The organism is Arthrobacter ruber, from assembly GCF_002954225.1.
In the GTDB taxonomy this organism is placed as follows: domain Bacteria; phylum Actinomycetota; class Actinomycetes; order Actinomycetales; family Micrococcaceae; genus Arthrobacter_D; species Arthrobacter_D ruber.
In genome coordinates, this window is record NZ_PPTH01000016.1 from 273,283 (window position 1) to 298,897 (window position 25,615).

The 25,615-nt window shown below is 64.5% G+C and carries 25 protein-coding genes; 8 read left to right on the forward strand and 17 right to left on the reverse strand.

The features are described 5' to 3' along the window. Positions 1-18 precede the first annotated feature (18 nt). A complete protein-coding gene (locus tag CI785_RS09880) occupies positions 19-1,515 on the reverse strand; it encodes an amino acid permease (protein ID WP_105031907.1) in 1,497 nt (498 codons plus the stop codon). A gap of 212 nt (positions 1,516-1,727) precedes the next feature. On the opposite strand from CI785_RS09880, the gene CI785_RS09885 reads away from it, so the two are divergent. Genes CI785_RS09885 through CI785_RS09895 form a run of 3 tightly spaced genes read left to right on the forward strand, consistent with a single transcriptional unit; the run spans position 1,728 to position 3,227 of the window. After that, positions 1,728-2,483, forward strand: a complete 756-nt coding sequence (locus tag CI785_RS09885) for a TetR/AcrR family transcriptional regulator (protein ID WP_105031908.1) — start codon at positions 1,728-1,730, stop codon at positions 2,481-2,483. A gap of 43 nt (positions 2,484-2,526) precedes the next feature. Next, positions 2,527-2,739, forward strand: a complete 213-nt coding sequence (locus CI785_RS09890; RefSeq protein ID WP_105031909.1) for a hypothetical protein — start codon at positions 2,527-2,529, stop codon at positions 2,737-2,739. Positions 2,740-2,747: 8 nt separating this feature from the next. Next, positions 2,748-3,227: a MarR family winged helix-turn-helix transcriptional regulator gene (locus tag CI785_RS09895; protein ID WP_240615121.1), complete on the forward strand. Its 480-nt coding sequence runs from the start codon at positions 2,748-2,750 to the stop codon at positions 3,225-3,227. A 22-nt stretch (positions 3,228-3,249) separates the two neighbouring features. Here CI785_RS09895 and CI785_RS09900 read toward each other — a convergent pair whose 3' ends face one another. Both CI785_RS09900 and CI785_RS09905 read right to left on the reverse strand, forming a co-directional pair. Then, a complete protein-coding gene (locus tag CI785_RS09900) occupies positions 3,250-3,582 on the reverse strand; it encodes an ArsR/SmtB family transcription factor (protein WP_105031910.1) in 333 nt (110 codons plus the stop codon). A gap of 188 nt (positions 3,583-3,770) precedes the next feature. Continuing rightward, entirely contained in the window at positions 3,771-5,021 is a 1,251-nt protein-coding gene (locus CI785_RS09905) for an MFS transporter (protein ID WP_157940224.1), read from the reverse strand. Between the two features lie 310 nt (positions 5,022-5,331). On the opposite strand from CI785_RS09905, the gene CI785_RS09910 reads away from it, so the two are divergent. Further along, positions 5,332-6,165 (forward strand): acetolactate synthase small subunit, encoded by an 834-nt coding sequence (locus CI785_RS09910; protein WP_105032160.1) that lies wholly within the window; start codon positions 5,332-5,334, stop codon positions 6,163-6,165. 35 nt (positions 6,166-6,200) lie between these two features. On the opposite strand, the gene CI785_RS09915 is transcribed toward CI785_RS09910, so the two are convergent. From CI785_RS09915 to CI785_RS09940, 6 genes are all read right to left on the reverse strand, one after another. Next, on the reverse strand, positions 6,201-6,866 hold the full coding sequence (locus CI785_RS09915) for an HAD hydrolase-like protein (RefSeq protein ID WP_240615122.1): 666 nt from the start codon (positions 6,864-6,866) through the stop codon (positions 6,201-6,203). Positions 6,867-6,982: 116 nt separating this feature from the next. Beyond that, positions 6,983-8,344, reverse strand: coding sequence for a Na+/H+ antiporter NhaA (gene nhaA / locus CI785_RS09920; protein ID WP_105031913.1), 1,362 nt, complete (start codon positions 8,342-8,344; stop codon positions 6,983-6,985). Between the two features lie 130 nt (positions 8,345-8,474). Then, positions 8,475-10,082, reverse strand: a complete 1,608-nt coding sequence (locus CI785_RS09925) for a gluconokinase (RefSeq protein ID WP_240615123.1) — start codon at positions 10,080-10,082, stop codon at positions 8,475-8,477. Next, the gene (locus tag CI785_RS09930; RefSeq protein ID WP_105031914.1) at positions 10,079-11,098 is read right to left on the reverse strand and encodes an L-idonate 5-dehydrogenase; all 1,020 of its coding nucleotides are present in this window, start codon (positions 11,096-11,098) and stop codon (positions 10,079-10,081) included. Before CI785_RS09930 ends, CI785_RS09925 begins: the two co-directional genes overlap by 4 nt. Before the next feature lie 48 nt (positions 11,099-11,146). After that, on the reverse strand, positions 11,147-11,917 hold the full coding sequence (locus CI785_RS09935; RefSeq protein WP_105031915.1) for an SDR family oxidoreductase: 771 nt from the start codon (positions 11,915-11,917) through the stop codon (positions 11,147-11,149). Continuing rightward, entirely contained in the window at positions 11,917-13,299 is a 1,383-nt protein-coding gene (locus tag CI785_RS09940) for a GntP family permease (RefSeq protein ID WP_105031916.1), read from the reverse strand. Before CI785_RS09940 ends, CI785_RS09935 begins: the two co-directional genes overlap by 1 nt. A gap of 136 nt (positions 13,300-13,435) precedes the next feature. On the opposite strand from CI785_RS09940, the gene CI785_RS09945 reads away from it, so the two are divergent. Then, entirely contained in the window at positions 13,436-14,119 is a 684-nt protein-coding gene (locus CI785_RS09945; protein ID WP_240615124.1) for a FadR/GntR family transcriptional regulator, read from the forward strand. A gap of 444 nt (positions 14,120-14,563) precedes the next feature. On the opposite strand, the gene CI785_RS09950 is transcribed toward CI785_RS09945, so the two are convergent. After that, entirely contained in the window at positions 14,564-15,667 is a 1,104-nt protein-coding gene (locus tag CI785_RS09950; RefSeq protein WP_240615125.1) for a DUF3500 domain-containing protein, read from the reverse strand. Here CI785_RS09950 and CI785_RS17505 point away from each other — a divergent pair. Beyond that, complete coding sequence (locus tag CI785_RS17505; protein ID WP_240615154.1) at positions 15,615-15,863, forward strand: hypothetical protein; 249 nt, start codon at positions 15,615-15,617, stop codon at positions 15,861-15,863. The two genes, CI785_RS09950 and CI785_RS17505, sit on opposite strands and share 53 nt — an antisense overlap. 215 nt (positions 15,864-16,078) lie before the next feature. On the opposite strand, the gene CI785_RS09955 is transcribed toward CI785_RS17505, so the two are convergent. From CI785_RS09955 to CI785_RS09975, 5 genes are all read right to left on the reverse strand, one after another. Beyond that, entirely contained in the window at positions 16,079-17,476 is a 1,398-nt protein-coding gene (locus CI785_RS09955; protein WP_105031919.1) for a sensor histidine kinase, read from the reverse strand. A gap of 221 nt (positions 17,477-17,697) precedes the next feature. After that, on the reverse strand, positions 17,698-18,447 hold the full coding sequence (locus CI785_RS09960; RefSeq protein ID WP_105031920.1) for a response regulator transcription factor: 750 nt from the start codon (positions 18,445-18,447) through the stop codon (positions 17,698-17,700). A 147-nt stretch (positions 18,448-18,594) separates the two neighbouring features. Next, the gene (locus CI785_RS09965) at positions 18,595-18,852 is read right to left on the reverse strand and encodes a hypothetical protein (RefSeq protein WP_157940225.1); all 258 of its coding nucleotides are present in this window, start codon (positions 18,850-18,852) and stop codon (positions 18,595-18,597) included. 295 nt (positions 18,853-19,147) lie between these two features. Continuing rightward, positions 19,148-19,714, reverse strand: coding sequence for a hypothetical protein (locus CI785_RS09970; protein WP_105031922.1), 567 nt, complete (start codon positions 19,712-19,714; stop codon positions 19,148-19,150). A gap of 365 nt (positions 19,715-20,079) precedes the next feature. Further along, on the reverse strand, positions 20,080-20,718 hold the full coding sequence (locus CI785_RS09975) for a helix-turn-helix domain-containing protein (protein ID WP_157940226.1): 639 nt from the start codon (positions 20,716-20,718) through the stop codon (positions 20,080-20,082). 382 nt (positions 20,719-21,100) lie between these two features. Here CI785_RS09975 and CI785_RS09985 point away from each other — a divergent pair, with 382 nt between their 5' ends. Beyond that, a complete protein-coding gene (locus CI785_RS09985; protein ID WP_157940227.1) occupies positions 21,101-22,336 on the forward strand; it encodes a HupE/UreJ family protein in 1,236 nt (411 codons plus the stop codon). A 157-nt stretch (positions 22,337-22,493) separates the two neighbouring features. Here CI785_RS09985 and CI785_RS09990 read toward each other — a convergent pair whose 3' ends face one another. Continuing rightward, positions 22,494-23,411, reverse strand: coding sequence for an EamA family transporter (locus CI785_RS09990; RefSeq protein ID WP_105031926.1), 918 nt, complete (start codon positions 23,409-23,411; stop codon positions 22,494-22,496). A gap of 86 nt (positions 23,412-23,497) precedes the next feature. Here CI785_RS09990 and CI785_RS09995 point away from each other — a divergent pair, with 86 nt between their 5' ends. Beyond that, positions 23,498-24,352, forward strand: coding sequence for a LysR family transcriptional regulator (locus CI785_RS09995; protein ID WP_105031927.1), 855 nt, complete (start codon positions 23,498-23,500; stop codon positions 24,350-24,352). A 132-nt stretch (positions 24,353-24,484) separates the two neighbouring features. On the opposite strand, the gene CI785_RS10000 is transcribed toward CI785_RS09995, so the two are convergent. Continuing rightward, positions 24,485-25,399, reverse strand: a complete 915-nt coding sequence (locus CI785_RS10000; RefSeq protein WP_105031928.1) for an AraC family transcriptional regulator — start codon at positions 25,397-25,399, stop codon at positions 24,485-24,487. Positions 25,400-25,615 lie beyond the last annotated feature (216 nt).

Here is a 25,615-nt window from a genome sequence, read left to right on the forward strand (position 1 = left end):
ACGGGTGCTGCAGGGCTGCTAGGAGGCCCTGGCCGCGATGCTCCGGCGGACCCAGAGACCCAGGAGCAGCACGATGGCGACCATGAGCGGGGCGGAGTAGAGGAGGATCCCGTTCTCGCCGGCGGGGTCGTACACCTCCGGGCGGGGCCATGCCAGGTTGACCACCATGACGGCGCCGTAGAGGACGGCGAGCACGTTCACCGGCAGGCCCCAGCGGCCCAGGGAGAAGAGGCCGGACGGCATGGTCTGCCCCACGCGGTCCCAGTCCCCGCGGAGCCGGTTGAGCAGCTGCGGGACGGTGACGAGCAGGTAGGCGATGTACACCATGACGATGCAGACGCTGGTCAGCGTGGTGAAGAGGGCGGCATTCCCCACGTTGATGGCCAGGACGCCGACGGCGAGGGCACCGATGGCGACGGACGGCCACATCGGGGTCCCGCGGCGGGGGTGGACGGTGGAGAGCAGCCGGGAGGCAGGGAGCTTGCCGTCACGCGCCATCGAGAAGACCAGGCGCGACCCGGCGGTCTGGATGGCCAGGGTGCAGACGAAGATCGCGACGGCGACGTCGACCAGGAGCACCTTGCCCCAGAAGGTCCCGAGCACCGCGGTCAGGACGTAGGGCAGGCCCTCGGTGGCGAGGCGGCCGTCGTCGAGGCTGGGTGCGGCCATCAGGGCGGTGACGATCATGAGCGCTCCGCCGATGCCGGAGATCGCGAGCGCGGAGATGATGGTCCGCGGGGCGGTGCGGCGAGGATCCCGGGTCTCCTCGGACAGTTCGCCTGCCGAGTTGAAACCCACCATGACGTAGGCGGCCATGAGGCCGGAGACCAGGAACGCGCCCACGGCGCCGAGCTCCGAGGTCTGCAGCACGGTGGTGTCCAGGACGACGTCGGGCCCGCGTTGTGCCGCGGTGATCAGGGCGAGGACGACGGCGACGACCCCGATGATCTCGCAGGTCACGCCGATCGAATTCACGTGCGCCATGAGCCGGACACCCACGACGTTGATGACGGTGGTCGCCACCAGGAGGATGGCGCCGAGGACGACGGCATTGGCGGCGCCCGTGACGGTGTTGAGGGCAGGATCACCGCCGACGAGTTGGAACCCGCTCCACAACTGGGGCAGCACGACCTGGAGGGCGATGGCTGCAGCGGCGGCGGTGACCACCTGGGCGATCGCCATGAACCAGCCGGCGAACCACCCCACGGTCTCTCCTCCCACACGTCGCGCCCACTGATAGACCGCACCGGACAGCGGATACCGTGCGGCCAGTTCGGCGAAGTTGAGGGCCACGAGCAGCTGGCCGACGAGGACGATGGGCCAGGTCCAGAAGAACGCCGGTCCGGCGAAGGAGTAGCCGAAGGCGAAGAGCTGGAAGATCGTGGTGAGGATGGAGACGAAGGAGAAGCCTGCCGCGAAGGAGGCGTATCGCCCCAGCTTGCGGTGCAGGGATGGTTCGTACCCGAGGGAGGTGAGGTCGGCGTCGTCCGCGTGGGTCGAGAGTGGAATCGTCATCTGTGTCTCCGGGCTCGGAACGGGTGGGTGCCGGCGGAGAGGTGTCGATACCCCCGGTAATACCGGTCACTTGATAGTTTTCCGCCCCTAGGTCCCGCACGGGTTTCACTCGCGTGAAGAACTCATGAGGAGGACGTTTCGGTGATGTTTCGCGCCTCCCGGGAGGGAGCGCTGTCGACAGGGACCTTCGTTGCGTGGTGTAAGAATGAGGCGTGACATTGGCCGGACCGGGACGACCCCGCGCGCAACAGTCGATCCGCCCCGGAGCGACGGCCCGCGAGGAGATCCTCGACGCGGCGGCGGAGCTCTTCACCACGCAGGGCTACGCCGCAACCTCCACCCGTGCCATCGCGGACGCCGTCGGTATCCGCCAGTCCTCCCTGTACCACCACTTCGCCACCAAGGACGACATCCTCGAGGCACTCCTGACCGGGACGGTGGCGGAGGGATTGTCCTTCGCCAGGGCGGTATGCGCTACCACGGGAACCGCCGCGGACGATCCGTCCCCAGCGGTTCGACTCCACGCCGTGGCACTGTTCGACGGGACCCAGTTGTGCAGCGGCCCGTGGAACGTGGGCATCCTCTACCACCTGCCCGAGGCCAAGAATCCGCGGTTCAACGATTTCCTCGCGGCCCGGGCGGAGTTGCGGGGCCTCTACCGTCGGCTCGGCTCAGCCGTGGTACCTCACCCGTTGTGGCCCGAAGACCCTCAGCACCACGGCGAGATAGCCTTCCGCCTGGTCGAATCCCTCATCAGCCTCCGGGCCGACGGCCTGGTGACACCGGGTTCGCCGGTCCAGGTGGCCGACGCAGCACTGGCGCTCTGCGGCGCCGCGGAATATCTGGCAGCTGTCCGTAGCGGAAGCTTCGCCCTCATCAGCAGGCTGGAGCGGGACCTGCCTTCACGCTCGTTCGGCGAACGGGCCTCGGACGTGCACCGCTCATTTGATCAGCGCACGAACCGTTAGTACCCTAATCATAGGTACTCCGCTCGCGTCCGAAGGAACAATCATGGCCAAGAAGCCGCCATTCGCACACCGTTTCATGAGAGCGACCAACAAGCTGCAGATGTTCTTCGGTCCGGCAGCTCGTGGCACGACCACCGGCGAGGTGGTGTACCGCAACGATGCCGCCCAGCAGGGGCGTCAGGACGAGTTGCAGCAGTGGCAGGTCGTCCGCAACGCCGACGGCTCGACCTACCTCACCACCCGCACTCCTGAGTGAGCCCCGCATTGGCCACGGTCACTCGCCCTGTCCTCCCTGCAGACATCTCTGATGAGCCGACGGGCAACGAACTGCTCCTGGAACAGCAGCTCTGCTTCGCCCTGTCAGTCGCATCGCGCAACGTCGTGAACTCCTACCGGCCGGTGCTCCAGGAACTGAATCTGACCCACCCGCAGTACCTGGTCATGCTCGCGCTCTGGGAACGCCACCCGCGGACCGTGAAGTCGCTCAGTGAGGATCTCCTCATGGAATCGGCGACCCTCTCCCCCATGCTCAAGCGCCTCGAGGCGCTGGGATTCGTCACGCGGCAACGCGCTGAGGGCGATGAGCGTGCGCTGGCCGTCAGCCTGACCGAGGCCGGTACCGCCCTGCGCGAACGTGCCCTGTCCGTGCCCGGCACGATGATGAGGCGCCTGAATCTCTCCCGGGAGGACGTGCAGGAGCTCAACCGGACCATGCGGGCTCTGATCGCTGCTACAGCGTCGTAGCAGGACTGCGGCTGGCGAGTGTTCAGTCGCGGTTGATGCCGGCCGAGCCGGCGATCACGGAGGGCAGGAAGCCGGGGTAGGCCTTTTCCAGGTCCTCGGTCCGGAGCACGTTCATCCTCGAGGTGCCGATGTAGTACTGGTGCAGGACGCCGGCCTGGCGGAGAGCGGTGAAGTGGTGGGTGGCCGTTGACGCCTTGACGGGCAGGTCGATGGCTCCGCAGCTGATTGCTTCCAAGGCTTCGGCCAGTTGTCTCAGGATGCTGAGCCGTACGGGATCAGCGACGGCGGAGAGCACCTTGACGAAGTCGAAGTCCTCGACGTCGGGTTCGTCCGTCACCTCGGTCACTCGTGCCATGTCCGTTCCTCCGTTCAGCCATCGATCGTACAGCGCCGTTCCCCGAACTTGCCGGGAGCCGGCAATCCGACGACGGCGACCATTCCGCCCCCGCGGGCGGCACGGATCGAGTCTTCGAGTCCATCGCCGCCGACGGAGCGCTCCGTCACCCCGGCGCCCACAGCGGCGCACGCCATCCGCTCCCTGAGTCAGGTGGTGCGACGACGCCGGTCTGTTGCACGGATGGAACCGGCGAGCCCGGCAGCGGCGAACACGACAGTAGCCGCCAGCACGACGCCGATCGGCAACGCCCAGGTGCTGGTGGTGTCATGGACGGCACCGATGAGGGAGGGAGAGGTGGCGCCGATGGCGTAACCGGCGCCCTGCACCATTGCGGACAGCTGCCGCGCGTGCGTACCGCTCAGTGCCAGCTGCACGACCAGCATGAAGACGATCGTGATGCCGCCGCCCTGGGCCACACCACCCAGAAGACCCCATGCCAGCCAGCCGGCGGGAGCCAGCAGCAGTCCCAGCGGACAACTGATCCACAGCGCGGCGACCAGGGCGAACGTCCTCGGGACACCCAGCCGCTGGGAGAGCAACGGCACCCCGAGCGCGCCGACGACCGCCGCGATCTGGAAGATGGACGAGCTCGTCCCGGCCCGGCCGGCCGAGTAACCGAGCTCCTGCTCGAGGATGGTCGGCAGCCACGCGGTGAGCCCGTAGTAGGAGAACGCCTGGGCGCCGAAGGTCAGCGCCAGCAGGACGGCCGAGAGGCTGAGCCAGGTGCGCGGTTTCGCGACCGGGAGCGGGATGCCACCGGTGCCAGGCCCTGCTGCGTCGGCCGCGGATGATTCGACGGCGGGTCTGAGCGGCCCCCACCGGAAGGCCGATCCGGGCCCGATGGCGATCAGCCACACTGCGGCAGCGGTGACAACGAACCCGATCCACGTCAGTAGTGCTCCACGCCAGCCGAAGGCGGCGGCCAGAGGGACCGTCGCGAGGGTCGTGATCATCGAGCCCACGTTCAGCGCCGAGGTGTATGCACCCGTGACGATGCCGACACGCCTGGGCTCGATATCCCGCCGGATGATCACCGGGAGGACCACATTGCCGACGGTGATGAACGCTCCCATGATGATCGTGCCCGCGACCGTGGCTTCCACGCCGCCGGCCGAGCGCACGATGGAACCGACCCCGACGCCGAGGATGGCCGTCGTCGTGGCGAAGTTCGCGCCCGCTCTCCCGACGAACAGGGACGCGAACGGCGTCATGAGGGCGAAACACAGGACCGGCAGCGTCGTCAGCAGCCCTGCCTGGGCCGCGCTCAGCGACAGCTCACCGCTGATCTGGCCGGTAATGGGAGCGACGGCCACAATCGGCCCCCGAAGGATGAAACCGATGAACACGATGCCCAGCAGAAGAAGAACCGGGAAACGGGATCGGGCAGCGGTATTCATCGATCCCACCGTACGCCGAGAGGGGGCATATTTTGACACGCATCGTACTAAGTGACGTGCGGGAGATCTACTCCTCGACGGTGCCCGGTGCTGACGAGCACTGACACCATATCTCCGAACCTCGCCGTGCAACGGGTCATCCACCATCCACATGACGCTCTTGCGAGAATTAGACGAGCACCGGCGAACATGACGACATCCCACATCTCGGGAGCTGGATCCTGATCACTTCCGAGCCCCATGCGTCAAGTTGTTCGTCGTGGAACAGGGCCGCAACGTTGTCGAAACGGGCGCCTTCCACGCTGAAGCCATGACACGTTCTACAGGTTCCACTGCCGCGTCGCTTCGATGCGATTCCTGCGGGCAGCTGCCCGAGCCAGGGAAGGTCCGGCTGACGCTGGCCAATGTCGCCGTGATGCTGCCCATCGAACTGGCCGTCCACGCCGTGATCGTGCAGACGCACCTCAGCTACCCGCTCAAGGTCCTCATCCTCGCGCTCACCGCGACCGCACTGGTGATCTGGGTGGCGGAGCCCTCGGTCATGAGGTTTCTCCGAGCCTGGCTCCACGCGCCTGCCCTGCGACAGCGCAGGCACCTCGACACGGCGACCGATCTCTGGCGGGCTCGCGTCCTGGTCGAAGAGAGCCCGGGCGCGCTTGAGCGTGTCTCTCACCAGCTTGCCCGGCGCGGTGTCAACATCCTCTCGCTGCAGATCCACCCCGGCGCACAGGCGAGTGTCGATGAGTTCGTCCTCGCAGTACCCGCAGGCGTCTCTGAGCAGGACCTCGTTCGGGCCTTCACCGCTGGGGGCAGCCTATCGGCCCGGGTGTGGCCGTCGACGGCTCTGGCTCTCGCCGACGGGCAGACGAAGGCTCTTTCGCTCGCCTGCCGGGTCGCCCAGGATCCCGCGGAACTGCGCTACGCCGTCGCAGAACTCCTCATGGCCGAGCCCGTTCTGGCGCCGTCGGCGACTGTCAGGTCGTTCGTCGAAGGGTCCGAGGTCCTCAAGATCCCCTCCCCCGCCGGAGAACCGTTGGTGTTCTCCAGGGTCGGGGATCCCTTCACGGCCGCCGAATCGGCGCGGGCCCATCGGCTGTCCGAGCTGGCTGCGGTGGCCACGCACCCCACGAACCGCATCTTCTAAGGTTGCGGCGCCGCCGTACTCCCGCGCGCGTCATGTCACGGACCGGTCTGAAGCACCTCGAGCAGTTCGTCGGCTGATTGCACGACGGCGGAGGCTCCCGCGTCCTCCAGCTCCCCCGGCGCGGCGAAGCCCCAGCCGACGCCGATGCAGGGCAGGCCGTTCGCGGCGGCGCCCTCGACGTCGTGCCGGCGGTCCCCGATCATCACGGCGGAGCCGGCCACGTCGGGGTGACGTTCGAGGGCTGCCCGGATGATGGGGGCCTTGCCTGGAGCGGCCGTGGTTTCGTCCCGCGGTGAGCCGTGCACCGAGGCGAAGAGGTGTCGGAGCCCCTGTACGGCGAGGAGTTCCTCGGCGAGCCATTCGGGCTTCTGGGTTGCCACGGCGACGACGGCGCCGTCGTCGGCCAGCGCGCCGACGCAGCGGGCGATCCCGGCGTAGGGCCTGCTGCGCGCCATGCCGGTGGCGACGTAGCCCTCGCGGTAGGAGGCGATGACGTCCTGCACGTGGGAGGCAGGCACCCCGGCCAGCGAGGTCAGCGATTCGACGAGGGATGGCCCGACCATGGCCTGAAGGGTATCGTCGTCAGGAACCGGCAGCCCGTGGCGGCGCAGTGCGGCGCTGATGCCCCCGGTGATAGCTCCCGCGGGGTCGACGAGCGTGCCGTCGAGGTCGAAGAGGATCAGCGAATGCACAGAAGCCACCGGGCAAGCTTGCCATAGTGCCGGGAGGGCATGCATCACGCACTCCCCCGAACCGCCGTCCAGCGGGTGGACTCCCTCCCCCGGAGTTCAGCCGGCGTGCCTACGCCTCGCTCGCCCTACTTCCCGTGGTCTTCGTAGAGGTCGGGGATGCCGTCGTCGTCGGCATCGATCGTTTCCTGTTCCTCGATACGGCGGTAGTGCTTGTTGCGGCTGCGCAGCACCACGCTGGCGAGTAGGGCGGCGGTGAGTGAGGCGGTGAGGATGGCGACCTTCGCGTGGTCCTGATGCTCGCTCCCGGCACTGAAACTGAGGTCGTTGACCAGGAGGGAGACGGTGAAGCCCACTCCGGCGAGGATTCCGACGCCGAGCAGGTCCCACCAGCTCAGGCCGGGGTCGAGATGGGCCTTGGTGGTTCTCGTGACGATGAACGTGGTGGCCATGATCCCGAGCGGTTTTCCCAGGACCAGGCCGAGGACGATGCCGATGAGCACAGGGTCGGCCAGGGCCGAGGTGAAACCCTGGACGCCGCCGATCGCCACCCCGGCGGAGAAGAACGCGAAGACGGGCACGGCGAAGCCGGTGGAGATCGGCCGGAACCGGTGTTCGAGCACTTCTGCGAGGCCGGGCTTGTTGGGGCGTGGCAGGGCCGGCTTGCCCTCGGGTGTGCGTCGCAGCACCGGGACGCAGAAACCCAGGAGCACGCCGGCGACGGTCGCATGGACGCCGGAGGCGTGCATGAGCGCCCAGGCCGTGATGCCCAGCGGCAGGAGGATGAGCCATGGTCCGACGGTGGTACTGCCGAAGAACTTCGGATTGCGCTGGGCGAGGATCGCGAAGAGTCCCAGCGGCAGGAGCATCCACAGCAGGAAGATCAGGTGGACGTCCTCGGAGTAGAAGAACGCGATGATCGCGATCGCGATGAGGTCGTCGACGACGGCGAGGGTCAGCAGGAAGATTCGTAAGGCACCGGGTAGGTGTGAACTGATCACGGCTAGGACGGCCAGGGCGAAGGCGATGTCCGTCGCGGTGGGGATGGCCCAGCCGCGCAGGGTGTCCGGCGAGGACAGGTTCACGATGGTGTAGATCAGTGCCGGGACGGCGACTCCGCCGAAGGCCGCGGCGACGGGCACGATCGCACGGCTGATCCGCCGGAGGTCACCGGCGACGAATTCCCGCTTGAGTTCGAGGCCCGTGAGGAAGAAGAACACCGCGAGGAGCCCGTCCGACGCCCACGTGCCGACCGAGAGTTTCAGGTGCCACGGCTCGTAGCCGAACTCGAAGTCCCGGACGGCGAAGTACGAGTCGGCGAACGGGGAATTCGCCCAGAGGATCGCGATGGCGCTACTGATCAGCAGCAGGATGCCGCCCACGGTCTCCTTCCGCAGGATCTCCGTGATCCGCAGGTACTCCGGATAGCTGGAGCGCTCGAGAAGCACGCGTGCAGAACGATTCGGTTCAGCTGGTTCTGAGGCGGACATGCCGACTCCTTCGACGACGTGGAGAGAGACTGAGGTAGGCATCGGCCCGGTTCTCGTCGTCCCAGAGACGACTACGTATCGGAGCCCTCTGTTCGCTGACTGTTGCCGGCAGCCCGAGGCAGGTGTTGCTTCACGTCGAACGATCGGCAACGGCGGATCCTGAACCAGGGTCGAGGTCGATGGGTAGTGATGGAGCAAGTCGGCGCAGGGAGGTGAAGGTCGGTACGAGGGCGTTGTACAGCTCGGAGTAGACCGGCAGGAGCGAGGCGTAGACCGCGGCGGCGGCGGGGCGGGGCCGGACGGTCTGCTCGATCTCGACCATGTCAGCGACAACGTCGATGGACGTGATGAGGCCGAGGGCTTCCATTCCCAGTAGCGCCGCGCCGAAGCCCGAACCCTCCTGTCCGTGCGCGAACTCGATGGGCATCCCGAAGACGTCAGCCAGGATCTGACGCCAGAGCGGACTACGCATGACGCCCCCTGTGGCTCGTATGTGGGTAACCTCGAGTCCGGCGGCGCGCATGGAGTGAAGTACCAGTGCCAGTTGCAGGCAGACTCCCTCGAGGGCGGCTCGTACGAGGTGCTCGCGACGATGAGCCCGGGTGAGACCGACGTAGGCGCCCCGGGGTATCGAGCTCCAGTGAGGTGCCCGCTCGCTGAGCAGGTAGGGAAGCATCAACAGTCCCCCAGATCCGGGGGCTGCCCGTGCTGCGAGAGCTAACAGCTCTTCCTCTGACGGTTCAGGAAGGTCCGGCGCGATCGCGTCACCGGCCCATCCGAGGACCACTCCCCCGTTGTTGATCGCTCCGCCGACAACCCACCGGGTGGAGGTGAGCGCGTAGCAGAAGACTCCACCGAGCGGATCGACAGCGGGTCGGTCGACAGAGACACGCAATGCCCCGCTCGTTCCGACCGAGCATGCTGCGACGCCCGGGCGTACCGCGCCTACTCCGAGGTTCGCCAGGGGCCCGTCTGCGGCTCCCACGACCACGGGTGTGGCGGTCGGCAGACCCAGGGCAAGGGCCGTCTCGTCGGTCAGTGATGGCAGCACCGTCGTCGTCGGGACGATCTCCGGTAGCTGTTCGGGTTGCACACCGGCGATCGTGAGCGCTTCCTCATCCCATGTCAGGGTGCCCATGTTGAGCAGACCGGTTGCTGAGGCGATGGAGTGATCTGTCACCAGGGCACCGCAGAGTCGTAGGAGGACGAATTCCTTGATGCCGACCCAGAATCCGACGGCCTCGCACAGCTTCGGCTCCTGTTCGCGGAACCACACGAGTTTGGGCAGCGGCGACATGGGATGCACAGGGGTGCCCGTACGGCGATGGAGGGCCAGCCCGCCGGCCGAGGCACGCAGGCGCTCTGCCTGGACACGTGAGCGGGTATCGGCCCAGGTCACGACATCCGTCACCGGATCTCCGGCCGGGGACAGCCCGATGAGACTGTGCATCGCCGAGCTGAACGAGAGGCCGGCGACGCGGTGTGCACCTACCTGGCTCACGACGTCACGCACCGACTCGAGTACTGCTGCCAGGATGAGCAGCGGATCCTGCACGGCGTGCCCCGGGTGTGGCTCATTCAGCGGGTACCCGGCCGAATGCGAGGCCTCGAGGGTGCCGTCGGTCCGGAAGGCGACCGCCTTCGTGTTGGTCGTGCCGAGGTCGACGCCGATGACGACGCGGTCGGACGCACGCGGTTCCTGGTCCATCTCGCCCTCTCCGGCTGCGGTGGTATTCATCGCTCGTCGTGCCAGAGAGAGATGACCACCTTGCCGGAGGTTCCGGAGTCCTTGGCGATCGCAAAGGCTTCGAGTGCCTGGCTGGCCGGTAGGACGTGCGTGATGACGTCCTCGATCGCGGGAATGTCAGCGAGAAGTTCGATGGCGCGGTCCATCTCGTCGTTGAATCGGAAGGCACCCCGGAGCTGGAGCTCCTTGGAGATCAGGGGGGCGAGGTTGATGCCCCGAAGTTCGTTCGGAACCATCCCGACCTGCACGACGATTGCTGCGCGCCGGGCGGCCTGCAGTGCTGCGTTGACGGCCGCGGGAACGCCGGAGCACTCGAGGACGACGTCGAACTCCATGGCAGGGACGTCCTCGGTACCGATCTGGATGGTCCTGTGGACGCCGAGGGATCGGGCGCGTTCCAGCGGTCCGGGAAGGACATCGGTGGCGACGACCTCGGCTGCGCCTTCAGCGAGGCAGGCGGCCATCGTGAGCAGACCGATGGGCCCCGACCCGGACACGAGTACGCGCTTACCCCGGACTCCTCCGCTGACCGTGAGTGCGTGCAGTCCCACAGCGAGAGGTTCTGCGAGGGCTGCCCGCCGCAATGACAGACCGTTCGGGAGGGGCCGCACCATGGATCGATCAACGATGAGGAATTCGCTCATCCCCCCTTGAGTGTGTGGCTGGGTGGAGGCGCTGCCAAGATAAGCGCCTCCGGGCCATAGATGCCGGCGGTCCTCGATGCCCGGTTCGGGATGACCGAAAGTAGCGGGGTGGACAGTCACAGGAGTACCTGATGGGAGCGCACCCGAGGGGTCCGAGTCCACCGTGCCTGACACTTCGTGGCCGGGAACGAGGGGTTCGCGCACCACGTACTCACCGTTGGCACCCTCGTTGTAGTAGTGGAGGTCGGAGCCGCAGATACCGCCGAAGGCCATCCGGAGGCGGACCTGACCCTTCCCGGGTTCGGGCGTGGGCACATCGGTCTCGACGAGGTCGAGCTTGCCGTTGATGACGAGCGCTCTCATGTGATGCCTTTCATTCGGTGCCGCTCCTGCCGACCTTGAGGTCCATGGTCAGACGACGGAAGTCATCCCGCCGTCGACGAAGATGTTCTGACCGGAGACGAAGGTCGATGCGTCGGAAGCCAGGTAGACGAGTGTGCCGACGAGCTCGTCGAGGCTGCCCCACCGCTGAGCGGGCGTGCGGTTGATGACCCAGGTGTTGAAGGCCTCGTCTTCGACCAGCGCGCGGTTCATGTCGGTCGCGAAGTATCCGGGGGAGATCGCATTGACCTGAATGTTGAACCGCGCAAGATCCGCCGCCATACCCTTGGTGAGCATGGCCACCGCGCCCTTGGTCGCCGAGTAGGGGGCGATGGTCTGGCGTGCCAGCATGGACTGGACCGATCCGATGTTGATGACCTTGCCCGAGCCGCGTTCTGCCATTCCTCGAGTGACTTGCTGGGAGACGTAGAAGACGCTGGACAGGTTCGTCGTGACGATGTCGTCCCAATCAGCCGGTTCGAAATCGTTGAACGGTGCCCGTCGTTGCACTCCGGCGTTGTTGACCAGGATGTCCGGTACTCCATGTTCCGCGACGAGGGAGGTGATGCCCTGCTCGACCGCTTCCACGTCCGTGACATCGAAGGTGGTGGTGGCGGGTGCGGTGCCGGTTGCCTCCCTCATCATCCTGGCAGCGTCGGTCACGGTGTCCGTGTCGCGTCCGTGGACGATGACACGGGCACCGGCTCGGGCCAGACCGGTTGCAAGGGCATGACCCAAGCCCCGGGATGAACCGGTGACGAGCGCGAGGCGGTCTGTGATGTCGAAGATGTTGGTTGTCATCAGCCGATCCAGAAGACGACGAGGGTGAGCCCGAACCCGGCCACGGATTCAAGGGACTGCTGAACGGTCCAGGTTTTCAGCGTGGTCTTCACATCCATGCCCATGAGTCGGCCGACCAGCCAGAATCCGGAGTCGTTGACATGGCTGGCGAACACGGATCCCGCCGCGCTGGCTAGCGTGATGGCGGCGATCTGGAGGGGGCTGAATCCGCCGGCGAGCACGGCCGGCGCCATCAGGCCTGCCGTCGTGACGAGTGCGACCGTGGCCGAGCCCTGCGCGACACGAAGGATCACGGCGATGACGTAGGCGGCGAGGATGATCGGCAGCCCGATCGATGCGAGGGAGTCCGAGAGTGCATCCCCGATACCGGAGGCGCGAAGGACCCCGCCGAACATCCCGCCTGCGCCGGTGATGAGGATGACGGAGCAGACCGGGCCCAGCGCCGAGTCGAGCACTTTCTCCAGGGCCGTGCCGTTCTCGCCTCGCCGGTGACCGAGGACCGCAGTCGCGACGAGGACCGAGATGAGCAGTGCCACGGGTGATGAACCGATGGCGGTCAGAACCTGCACCCAGGTCTGCTCCTCTGCGTTGACCACGCCGGCAGCGTTCAGGAAGTCCAGGCCGGTGTTCATGAAGATGAGGACGAGGGGCAACAGCAGCATCGCGACCACGGTCGAGAACTTGGGTGGATTGATCGGCTGGTCATTGTCGATCGCACCGAACAGTGCCGGCACCGGAAGGATGTACTTGGTGGAGACGAACTTTCCCCACAGGTACCCCGTCACGTACCAGACGGGGAAGGCGATCAGCAGGCCGATAAGGAGCACCAGCCCGAGATTTGCGCCATACAGTTCGGTGGCTGCAACTGGCCCGGGATGCGGCGGCACGAAGACGTGCATCACCGAGAACGCGGTGGCCGCAGGGATGCCGTAGAGCAGTACGTTTGTTCCACCCATGCGCCGAGCGACGGCGAAGATGATGGGAAGCATGACGATGAGGCCCGCGTCGAAGAAGATCGGGAAACCCATGATCAACGATGCGAGCCCGAGGGCGAACGGCGCACGCCGTTCGCCGAACACATCGACGAGCCTGTCTGCGAGGACGCGAGCCCCACCGCTGTGCTCGATCATCTTGCCCAGCATCGCGCCAAGCCCGATCAGCAGGGCGACGGACCCGAGGGTAGTGCCGAAGCTCGTCACCAGGGTAGAGACGATGTCGCTCGTCGGGATCCCTGTTGCGAACGCGGTCACGAGGGACACGAGAACGAGCGTGAGGAACGCGTGTACCTTGAACCGGATCACCAGGATCAGGATCAGAGCGATTGCACCGGCCGCGATGCCCAGCAAGGGGCCCGCGCCAAGTGTTTGGGTCCAAGTCTCCACAGAACTCTCCATCGATGTTCAGGCCCCAGGGGGGGCGTTTTCCCGCTTGGAGCGATAGTGTGTCACAAAGATCACATCTACAGCAAGAAAGATGACACCTTTGAGTCGCCGCGCTCCAGAACCCTCACCCGCCCCAGTGCTGCACAACGCCGTTCTCGAACGCCTCGGCATAGAAATCGCACAGGGCATCCGACCGCCGGGTAGCGTCATCACGCTCGCTCAGCTGGAAGGTGAGATCGGTGTGTCCCGGACTGTCATCCGCGAAGTCGTACGCATCCTCGAGTCGATGGGGATGGTCGAATCCCGCCGGCGCGTGGGCATAACCGTGCTTCCCGTCGCTGCCTGGAGCGTCCTGGATCCTCAGCTGATCCGATGGCGTCTGAAGGGAGATGAGCGGCTCACCCAACTACACCGGCTCACCGAGATGAGACTTGCCCTCGAACCGACTGCAGCCCGCCTCGCTGCACACAAGGCACCCGCCGAGGTAGGACTGGAGCTGCTCGAACTTGCCAGTCGCCTGCGCATCCTCGGTGAGGCCGGTCAGGGACACTCGCGGCCTTACCTCGAAACGGACATCGCCTTCCACGCACTGCTGCTTGCAGCAAGTGGAAACGACATGATCGCTTCCCTCCACGGAATCGTCACAGAGGTGCTGGCAGGCCGTACCGAGTTGGGCCTCTCACCCGAACACCCGGTCGCGATCGCCTTCGACAATCACGAGGCAGTGGCTCGTGCCATCGTGGACCGGGATGAAGACCTGGCGGAGCAGCACGCCCGAGCCGTAGTGATGGAAGTGTGGCAGGAACTGAGTAATCAGTAACCCGACAGGGCTTGAGGGCACGTACACCTGGACCTGTCCATGCAGGGCTAGGAGGAGTGCCCTCGTATCGTTGGCGTTGATCAGATAATGCGGAAAGATCCGGGCGACATAGGGTCGGTTGCTTGAAAGAGTTTTGAAGGGCCGCAACGGGATTCGATGAGCTCGGCTGGCCTGGTGTGTGGCGGAGTTCCTTTATGACACTCGACAGATGTACGTGTGGTCGGCGCAGTAGCACTGGCAATTTTCGGACTCGTTACCCGCAGAGCACGCCTCCTCCGCGCCGAAGTGAGCAAACCAACTACCGGAGTCGGTATGAAAGCAAGGCCCCCCGTAAGCTGCACTTCGACCCATCACACCGCTGAAAGCAAGAGGCAGCCGAACCGCAGTTACACGGATCGGCTGCCTCTTCTTCATTGATGGATCTGCTGTGACACAGAGTAGGGGTTAGCCGTTGGGAGGTGTTCCGCCGGGGGCAGCAGCGCCGCCCATACCGCCCATACCGGTTGCTTCCTCCTGCGTGACGCTGTTCGCGTAGTCGTTGCTGGGGTCGCGGTAGATGGTGTGAATGTGTCCCCAGCCGCCGGTGGTGTACCCGGTCACATCAGCACCGGCAGATCCCTGTTGGTTGGAGAACTCGATGAAAGCATCCGGCCCTGAGATCTGGAAGTAGATGCCGTCGCCCTGGGTCATGTCGTAAACGGTAGCTCCGGACCAGTTGATGTAGGTCTCATCCAGCGTCGCCTCGATGTCCGCCAGCGCGGCAGCGGTTGTCTCTTCGTCGGCGAGACCAACCCAGTTCGCGATCACGTCGAGCAGCAACTGCTTCTGCTCATCGGTGAGTTCCGATCCGGCGATACCGGTACCGGTTGGGTAATCACAGGTGCCTCCTGGGGCGCAGGTCAGGTTCGAGACCTCCTCGCCCTGGTACAGGGCGGCTTGCTGCTCGGCGGTCAGGCTGTCGTAGAAGGCGAATGCCGTCTCGTACATACCGGCCAGGGGCTGCACTTCGGTGCCATCAGCGGCCGTGTAGACAGCTGGCTGGGACCCCAGGTGGGTCGGCGCGAAGGTGATGGCGTCCGCCGTTCCGTCAAGGGTGGCGTTGATACCAAGGTGGTGGCCACCGAACTGAACCTCCCAGGCACTGGTATCGGAAGGGTCGCCGAAGAACGCGATGTAGTACTGACCGAGCGAGGCCTCTGTGCTGGTGCTGTTCTCGAGAAGGAACTGATCCCCGTTCATGATGCCCTCGACGGTGGCATAGGCCTCGTCGCTGAGCAGGGACTCGAGCACCCCCAGAGCCGCGGTCTGCTGCTCCTCGGTGAGGTCCGCCAGGTTCACACCCGCTCGCTCGACGAAGGTCACCGGAAAATTGGACCACGATGTCGTCTTGGTCGCATCGTCGTAAGAGTAGAGAACCTGTTCCTGCTGCTCGGCTGTCAGCGTTGCGAGGAAAGCCTCGGCAGCCGCAGCAGTATCTGTGACAGTCTCAGCCGTCGTGGCCGCACTGTCCGTAGCCGCCCTTTCTGTCGTCGTGCTCTCCGACACCATTGCCGTGCTGCTTGCCGTGCTGCTTGCCGTACTGGTGGACGAGGAGGACGCGACGGTGTCGGTTGCGGCACTAGTAGTGGAGTCGGAGACACTGCAGGCCGCCATCGAACCAGCCAGGGCCAATGCCGCGATGGAGGAAGCGAAGCGATACCAAAGACGCCGGGAGGAAGTTGTTGAAGTAGTCATGAATCCATGACAGCGGCCCTCCCTATTCGGAGTTTTGTTCTGCGCTGTGTGCAAGCTGTGAGACGCCTCGGTCAGTCGAGGTTGTTCGCTGGGGCCAACTCAGGATCCCCCTCAAGCGAGCCCGATGCAGTGTGCCTACTCCTTTAGCAGAACACAACACAGCAGGCCCCGACTGAGTCGGAGCCTGCTGTGTTGTTGTCCTACGAGTGCGGGATGTAGTGCCGCTCACACCAGGATGTGCTGCACCTGTCGGGCCGGTTGCGGGAGTGGCAGGTCCACCCTGAACTGTGTGCGGCCCGGCTCGCTGGTCACGCTGATCGTGCCTCCGTTCGCCTCGACGAGGGCCTTCACGATTGCCAGTCCCAGCCCGGTGCTGGTGGTGCTGCCGGTTCCGGCCGAGCGCGCGGCATCACCCCTGCTGAAGCGCGTGAAGATGGTGTCAAGGAATGATGGGTCGATGCCTGGTCCGCTGTCCGTGACCGTGACGGTCGCGTGCTCGCCATCGTCGTCCGGGGTGATGGTGAGTGCCGTCGCGATCTTGGTGCCGGGTGGTGTGTGCTTGTGTGCGTTAGAGAGGAGGTTGATCAGGACCTGGCGGATCTCGGTGCCCACGGCCCGGATTTCGACGGGCTCTTCCGGCAGGTCTAGGCTCCACGTGTAAGCCGGCGCTGTGACCCGGGCATCGCTCGTGGTCTCGATGACCAGTTCGGTCAGGTCGACGTCGGACACCTCTCCCCGCTGGCCCTCGTCGAGGCGGGCGAGCAGCAGGAGGTCCTCGACGAGGGAGGACATGCGCCGCGATTCGCTGTCGACGCGCTCGAGGGCCGACCGGCCGGCCGGGCTGACCGTCTCGCTCATTAGGACCAGTTCGGTGTACCCGCGGATGGAGGTCAGGGGTGTGCGGAGTTCATGGCTCGCGTCCGCGACGAACTGGCGCACCTTTGTCTCACTCGCATGCCGTTCGCGCAGGGCGCTGGTGACGTGGTCGATCATCTCGTTCAGGGCCAGCCCCACGGTGCCGACCTCCGTCCCGGGCTGAGCGGCCGCGGGCGGGACGCGCATCGGCATGGCCACCTCGCCGGATGACAACGGTAACCGAGACACGGACGTCGCGACAGCGGACAGCTCCTCCAGCGGCCGCAGGGACCGCCGGATAATGGCCGTCCCGGCCAGGCCGGTGAAGACCAAGCCCGCGAGGGACACCCCGGCAACGGTCAGGTCCAGAGATGTCAGCGTACTGTCCCGCTCCGCCGTGGAGAGGCCGGTGACGAGGACGGATCCCTTATCAGGGCCGAAGGCCAGTGACGCTGCATCGACTCGGTATTGCCCGGATGAGAGCACCAGCTCTTCAGGCCCGTTGGCCGGATCCACCGAGGCGAGCAGGTCGAGGTCGGCGTCGGTGAGGGGCTCGGTGCTGCCGTTGTCCTGCACGAGCGCGGATTTCTGTGCTTCGCCGTCGTCGAGCACCGCGTTGAGGGTGCCCGGCCGTTGACCGGCCGCATTCTCCGGATTCACGTCGTTGATGTCCGGTGATTGCCCAGGAGGTGGGCCGTTGGAGAAGCCGGCTCGCCCCGCGGCCGGGGTCAGTGCCTCATCGAGTTGGCCCGTGAGGTAGCTGCTCATCGCAACATGACTGAACACGCCGATCGCAATGCATATCGCGGTCAGCAGTGCCAGAGTCGCGAGGATCAGCTTGGTCCGTAGGTGTAGTCGCCGTTGGCGGTGTTTCCACCATCGGGCACCGGGGCGACGGGGAGGAGCGAGACCCGGTTGAAGGCTCGGCGTAGGAGTGAGTTTGGAGTCAGATACGTCAGTACCTGGCAGCGCGGGCGGGGGTGGAGGACTCACGGGACCGCGGGCTTGATGACGTACCCGGCGCCGCGCACCGTGTGGATCATCGCGGGGCGTCCGACGTCGATCTTCTTGCGCAGGTAGGAGATGTAGAGCTCGACGATGTTGGCCTGTCCGCCGAAATCGTAATTCCAGACGTTATCGAGGATCTGGGACTTACTAACGACGCGGCGCGGGTTCTCCATGAGGTAACGCAGCAACTCCCACTGCGTGGTGGTGAGCACGATGTCCTCTCCCCCACGGGTGACCTCCCTCGTGTCGACGTTCATCACGAGGTCCCCGACGACGAGTTCGGCGGAATCGGACGCCGCGACGCCTGAGCGCTGCACGAGCCGGTGCAGGCGGAGCATGAGTTCCTCCATGCTGAAGGGTTTGGTGACGTAGTCGTCTCCCCCGGCGGAGAGACCGGAGATGCGGTCCTGGACGGCGTCCTTGGCGGTAAGGAAGAGTGCGGGCATGTTCGGGGCGAACGTGCGGATCTTTTTCAGGGCCTCTATGCCGTCCACCCCGGGCATCATGACGTCGAGCACCAGGACATCGGGGCGGAAGTCGCGCGCCGCGGCCACTGCTGTGGCACCGTCGTTCGCCGTGGTGACGCTCCAGCCCACCATGCGCAGACCCATGCTGACGAGTTCGGCGAGGCTCGTCTCGTCGTCGACGACGAGCGCCCGGATGGGGCTGCCGTCTGGGTGCGCGAGACGGGGCAGGTTGTCGGTCATGGAGTGGTGCGAGGCGTCGGCCATCGTGTCTACCTTGGTGTCTTCCGTCATGTCGTACGCGGGTGCCGGTGGGACCGGAGGGATTGCGGGCTCGGCGTTGCGGTCCAGTATCCCGTACGGAACAACATCCCATGCGGGACGGCAGGACGGCGGGACCGCTTGAGCGGTGCGTCAGGCGGTCAGGGGTCCGGTTGCAGCACCCTGGTCGAGAGAGCCTCCGGTGTCTTGACGGCGGACCGTCGCCTGCTCCGCGGGGACAGTGGTTTCGACGACGACGCCGGCGCGGGCCTCCGAGGCGATAGGGGTTTTGGCTCCGATGGGCGCGAAGGCCGTAGTCCCGAGGACCGCTGCCAGGGCCATGGCACCAATTGCAGCTCTGAAGTCCTTGCGTCCTGCGGTGAGTTCTGGGGTGGGTCGGTAGCTGATCATGATGTTCTCCTGGCGGGCTGTGGTTGTTCTTCCACTGTGCCGCCCGGGCTTAGGACGTGCCTTCTCAAAAGCTGTGCAGCTGCTGTGCAGTTGTTTTCAGACTCACGCGGAGTTGATCGGTCGCCCCGCGGAAGAGCTTTCGGAGACCACCTGGAGCAGGGCAGCCTCGGTGCCGAAGTAGTCGATGTGTTCAGTGGCGGCTTTTGGAAAGGCTGTCGTCCCGGCGAGGTACACAGTGGTTTATACCGGTGTCTACCTCGCCGAGACGCTTGTTCTCTTCTACATGCGGTGGCTGTTAACCGCGACCTCCGCCGCCGAGGATTCCCAGTTCGAGTGCCTTGGCGGCGCCATCGGCTTCGGCTTGGCTGAGAGACCCGTCCGTCACCGCAGCGTCGAGTCGCTCCTGCACTGCCGCGGATCGTTCGGCTTTCTTCTCTGTCTGAAGCTCATCGATGGCCGTCTGGACGGTTGCTTCATCGAGGCCGAGAGCTTCGGCCAATGATGCGGCCACAGCACTCTGGAGTGCTTCCCTGTCAGGCTTCTCGCCCTCGGTGGTTTCGGTGTGCGCCTTGGCTGCGTCCCTAGTGGCCTGCAACGCGTCGGTCATTGCTGCCTCGTCGACGCCGAGCTTGGTTGCCAGTGCAGCGGCGTCCACACCGCCCTGCCCGCGCACGTGTCCGGGTCCGCCCTTGCGGTCCATGGCTGTCTCGTCCCCGGTGGTGGCTTCCGCGGTAGCCGAGGATGTTGAGGTCGGGGCGGGGTCCGTGGTCGCAGCCGAAGCCATACCGGTAGCGCCCAGACTTACTCCGAGAGCGACTGCCGCCGCGCTGGCTCCGAGTGCGATTTTCTTGGGAGTAGACATGATGTGTGTTCCTCACTGTGCCGCTACGCGGCCTTGGTAATCGTTCCTGGTGGTAGTAGTCCCGATGGAGGGACTACTACGAATCTGGGCTCGCACTGTAGGTGTGCCCTGTCATGCACCTGTCATCGGGCTGTGAACCGAAGGGGGTTTCCTGTGCTGCCCTTCTTTTGGCCCATCCGTACTCTGCACCCGGGCCGTTTAACCACACCCTGCATGGATACATGCCAGTGCGCATCGATTCCTCACGCAGGTGGGAGTGGCAGCGCTAGCACAACGAAGGCACCCGGTGGTTTGCCGGGCGCCTTCGTTGTGATGTTTCGGACGTGCAGTGAAGTAGGTCCTGAGGATGTTGTCCGCCGCCGGTGTTAGGCGGTGAGGCCGTCGAAGGTAGGGGTTGCTTCTTCGCCGTCCCAGGTGACGCGGTAGGTGAAGGCTTCCTCGAGTGCGGCAGTGTAGGCGTCGGCTTCTTCCTGGGTGATGGTGCCCGCCGCGAGGAGGTTGTCAATCGCGGGGCTCCACGATTCAACGAGTGCATTGACGAGGGTTTGCGTGCCGACGCCGAGCTCGTCGGCGATGTCGGAGAGGTTCTGACCGGCTTCCATGCGTACGTGCAGTTCCTCATGGGAGATGGCGAGGACCTCGTCGAGGACGTCCTGTACCGGCATGTGGCCGCGGTGCAGGTCTAAGCCCGCATCGCCATAGGCTTCCTGGATCAGTGCGATGAGTTCGTCTTCGGTCGCGACGCTGGAGGCATCGACGCCACCGCCCGGGTCGCCCGCAGGCATCTCACCGGCGGGCATGCCGCCTTCAGGAAGGGTTCCAGTTCCGATGGTTGATCCGGCTGTCGACCCAGCGGCAGATTCGGTGATTGTGGCGGAGGCGCTGGAGGACGTGGTGGTTGCTGAGGAGTCGGTGGTTGAGCTGGCTGTGGATCCGGCTGCGCAGCCTGAGAGGGCGAGGCCAGCGGCGAGGCTGAGAGCAGCGAGCTTCATTTTGAGGTTCATGGTGTTGGCCCTTCCAGGCTGGTACGGGTGGAGTTGATGGTCTAAGCCTCGAACCCGATCCTTTCGAATTCCTATGAACCACCCATGGCATGGGTATAACTAAATTCGCGCCCCGACTGGACCAGGCACACCGATCGGAGGGGTAACCACTTCCCCACCCATTCCCGCTCATCTCTTCGCCCATTTCGTCGCCGGACGGAGAGCGGTAGAGGGGCAGGTGTGTAGGCATTGGTGGGGCTAATGACGGTCACAGGCTGAGCAAAGCAACGGTGGCGAGCCTTGATTCATGCAATCTTTTCAACGACGTAGCCTTGCCGCTTTCACCGCTGTAGCCGCCACTCTGCTGACACTGATCCCTGCAGCATCAGCGCAGGCACACAGTGTGGACAGCAGCACCATCGCGGTGCGCCTGACCGATGACTCGGCGGAGGCGACAGTGTCGGTCGCGTTGGAAACACTCGATGAGACACTCGGTACTTCCTACGCGACAGCGACGGAGCTGACCGAGGGCCAGGTCGAGGTCATCACCGAATACATCGACGAGCACCTCACGCTGACCGGGACCGATGGAACCACGTGGTCTGAGACCTATTCGGATGCCGTCGTGGAATCGGTTGAAGGGATCCAGTCATTCAGTGTCGACGTCACCTTCGATACCGGCGCGGTCGATCCCTCCAGCCTGGTCATCGACTATGACGGCATCATCGAATCCGATGCCTCCCATGAGGCGGTCGTCGTCCTCACCGATGCAACCGGCTCCATCTCAACGCCAGGGGTAATCACCGCGTCCGATGGAACCCTGGCCATCGGTGATGCTGTCGAACCGGGTCTGATCGACATGATCAGCTACGGCTTCCACCACGTCCTCAGCGGAGCTGACCACCTACTGTTCCTCACTACCCTCCTGCTCGTCGCACCCCTGGTGGTGACGCGCGGGCGTCGTTGGGTTCCGCGTGGCGGTTTCGAGCGGTCCCTGCGTATCGTCGTCAGCGTCGTGACGGCCTTCACCATCGGACACTCATTGACTCTCATCGCAGCCGCCTTGGACTGGATCGCGTTACCGTCCGGGCCCGTGGAAATCCTCGTCGCCGCGTCCGTCGCCGTCGCGGCCCTCCACGCCATTAGACCTCTCATCCACGGGGGTGAGGTCCTCATCGCGGGCCTGTTCGGGCTGGTCCATGGATTAGCATTCGCCGGTATCCTCACCGACCTCGGGTTCGACAGAACCCTGTCAATGCTCACCTTGCTCGCGTTCAATGTCGGCGTGGAACTCGCCCAGCTCACTACCGTCGCCCTGGTCTTCCCATCCATCTACGTCATCTCGCGCACCAGCTGGGGTACACGGATACGCACAGGGATAGCCCTCGTCGCCCTCACTGCTGCCGGTTTCTGGATCCTCGACCGCACCGGCGTACTCACCAGTCCCATCACGGGACTGGAAGAAACACTCATCGACAATTCCTGGGCCACCGTTGCAGTCCTCGCCGGCATCGCTGTCACCGCTTGGCTGACGAACCGTAACGGCACGGAATCTCAGCTAACCGGAACCACTCCCACCACAAAACGGCCACGCGCGATGCGACGAGCCGACAAGGTATACAGTCCCGGGCTGCGTTGATTTATCAGTTCTGGCCTTTTGAAGAAATTTTGGGGTCGCCTGCCGGTGGACAAGTCAGGTGAAAGACAGAAGCTTCAAGAGCGACGTTATGTGGGCAGAGAGCCACACCGAAGCGCGATCTCTGCCACTACCACCGTGGGCAGGTGGAGCCCGAAGGCTAGAGTTTAGAGCCGCCTACCTGTGCAAGAACGGACGCGTCCGCATCCGGCTGTGAAGCGGACCGGGCACGAGAACAAAGGAGTGCTAGGGCGTTGGCGGTGACGATCAAAGCAATACCCGCCCATTCGATCGCTCCGAGTGTTTCGTGGAGGGAAATAACGCCGATCAGCGCGGCCAGAACGGGGTTCACACTCATCAGAATCCCGAAGAGACCCGCCGGAACCCGGCGAAGGGCCAGCAAATCAGCGACGAATGGCACTACGGAAGCGAGTATCCCTGCAGCTACCGCGTACAGCACCGCAGCAGTATCCGGTTGCTTGTCGATGAAGATCAGGACGGCGATCGGCAGGAACGCCCCTGCGGAAACGCCCGTCGCGGTCGCGGTGCCTTGGACTCCCGGTATGCGGGCACCGATGGTCCTGTTGAGCAGGATATACGCGGCCCAACTGCAGGCTGCGATCATGCCAAGCCCGATGCCGATGTAATCAGTGGTCGGTTGAGGGCGGGCTATGGCTATGACGCCGGTTCCTGCGATGACGGCGCAGACCGCACTGATTCTGGTGCGGGAGTTGAATAGGGCAACAGTCAGGGGACCAAGGAACTCCAGAGTGACTGCGAGTCCGAGCCCGACGCGCTCCACCGCCGCGTACAAGCTCAGGTTCATGGTTCCGAACACGACGGCCAGCAGCAGGACCGGCCACCACTGAGCTCGGGTCATTGATCTAACCCTGGGTCGGACAAGCGGCAGCAGGACAGCGGCGGCCACAAGCTGGCGGACCGCGACTACTCCGACCGGCCCGATGACCGGGAAGGCCAGCGATCCACTGGCAGCGCCCAACTGGTTCGAGGACGCACTGATGATCGAAATGATGATGCCGGCGCTCCGGCCCCGCCCCACGGGTGCTCCTTTATCCATCCTCGGAGTGTGCACTGCACCTCCTGCTGTCTCACAATGCATAGAACACATCACTTATGCGTTGGATGCATCAATAAACTGGGAGTATGGATGTGGAACTGCGCCACCTACGCTCACTGGTCGCTGTCGTCGACGCCGGCAGTTTCACCGACGCAGCAATCGAGCTCGGTATCTCCCAAGCTGCCGTGTCACGCAACATCGCAGCCCTTGAACGCACCTTAGGGGTCAGGCTCTTGCACCGCACTACCCGCAGCGTAGAGCTCACCATCGTTGGAGAACGGGTGATTCAACGGGCACGCCGTACCCTCTCAGCTGTAACCGACCTCCGTCATGCAGCATTGGTTGGCAACGAGATTCTCCGGATTGGGTACGCCTGGTCCGCTTTGGGCAAATACACCCCTGAGTTCCAACGCCAATGGGCGGCAGCCTTCCCGCACAGTGAATTGCGCCTGAACAGGACGAACACTCCTACGGCGGGACTGCATGAGGGGACCAGTGATCTAGCGATCCTGCGCCGACTTCCACTTACGCACAGGCTCGAAGTGTTCGTCATCGGTGAGGAAAAACGCTATTGCGCGATGACCGCCGGCCATCGGCTGGCCGGCAGACGCAGTGTCACCCTCGCGCAGGTCGCGGCCTGTCCACTGGCGGTAGACCGACGAACTGGGAGTACACAGCTGGACCTCTGGCCCAAGGACAACCGACCAGCAGAGGTCGTCGAGACGGACGACGTCGATGACTGGCTCACCGTCATTGGTAGTGGCCAAGCACTGGGTGTGACTGCGGAATCGACAGCACACCAGTACCGCCGCTCAGGTCTGGTGTACCGTCCGGTCAGAGACGCGCCACCAGCTCCGGTCTACGCCGCATGGAATGAGGGCGAACCACCTGCAGGGCATCAAGCCGTTCTGGCACTCCTTCGCAACCTTTACCCCTCGTGACGCCACTTTGAGTGCGACGAAGGCCTAAGCCTTCGCATTGTCAACGCCACCCTGTGTTGAAAGCAGATGCAACTCAGGCAGGTGTTAGGCGAAGTGCTGCCGATTCTGGCGAGGCACTTCTCTGAGATCCGTTTAGATGGTTCGTGCGCGGTATGCGCGAGGAGTCATGCCCATCTCGGTCTGGAAGTGCCGGTTGAAGTTGGAGAGATTCGAGAATCCGACGTCGTAGCAGATGGAGGAGACCGGGATGTCGGTCTGGTCCAACAGACGGCATGCATGAGCAAGGCGTAGCTTGCGGACCATCTCGCTGAAGTTCTGTCCTGTGGACTTTCGAAAGTATTTGGAGAAGGTGGGCTCTGTCATACCTACCAACTCCGCTACCTCGCCCAGCCGTACCGTGCCGGAGTGGTTTGCGAAGATGTACTCGAGGGCGATGTCGACGATTGCAGCTGCTTCACCATCGAGTTGTGGTTCGAACCAGTCGCGAGCGAGTAGACGTCGCTCGGCCAAGGGTGATCTTGCGAAGATCGTGAAGACTCTCAGCACGTGGTGTAGGCGCTCCATTCCGGTGGCAACTCCTACGGACTCGATGGCATCTGCAGCCTTGAGCGCGGTTTCGCCGGTGAACTGAATACCTCGTGCTGATTGCTGCAACACTTCTTCTGCCTCCAGGAGCTCTGGCATCAGTTCGGCGCATCGGAGTAACCATTCGCCATCGAACTGAAGGACGGCGTCACGTTTTTCGATCACCTCCCCCGGTTCGAGGTCGCTGACCCAATCATGTGGGAGGCCTGAACCGATAAGAGTGACTTGCCCGGCCTCGAACGTGCCGAGATAGTCACCCACGATGAAGCGACCCGTGCCCTTGCGAATGAGGTGGATTTCGTACTCGGGGTGGTAGTTCCACCGCGCGATGGGGCTTGGATAGTCGTGTTCATGCCATCGAACGGAGTGCTTGGGGTCATGGGGAATCACCTCGCGGTTCGCGTGAAGCCCAGTCAGGCGCTCAGCGAGGCGGACTGCTGCGTCCGATGCTTTCTGAGCCACTACGCGTCTCCTCCTCGTACATAAAAGTTATCCAACGGTCCCCGCTATGGGTCTCACGTAGCTGGAGGCACGGTTGTGACCTTCAGAGCCTCTTGGAAAATAAGTATCAGTCGGGGGCAACTAGAACGCTAGTTGTGCACCATGTCACACCTCTACCTTTGTAGGACAGGGGCAGGCACCCGGTTCCCCCGGTTGTAGTCCTCCCCCTCCACCCTG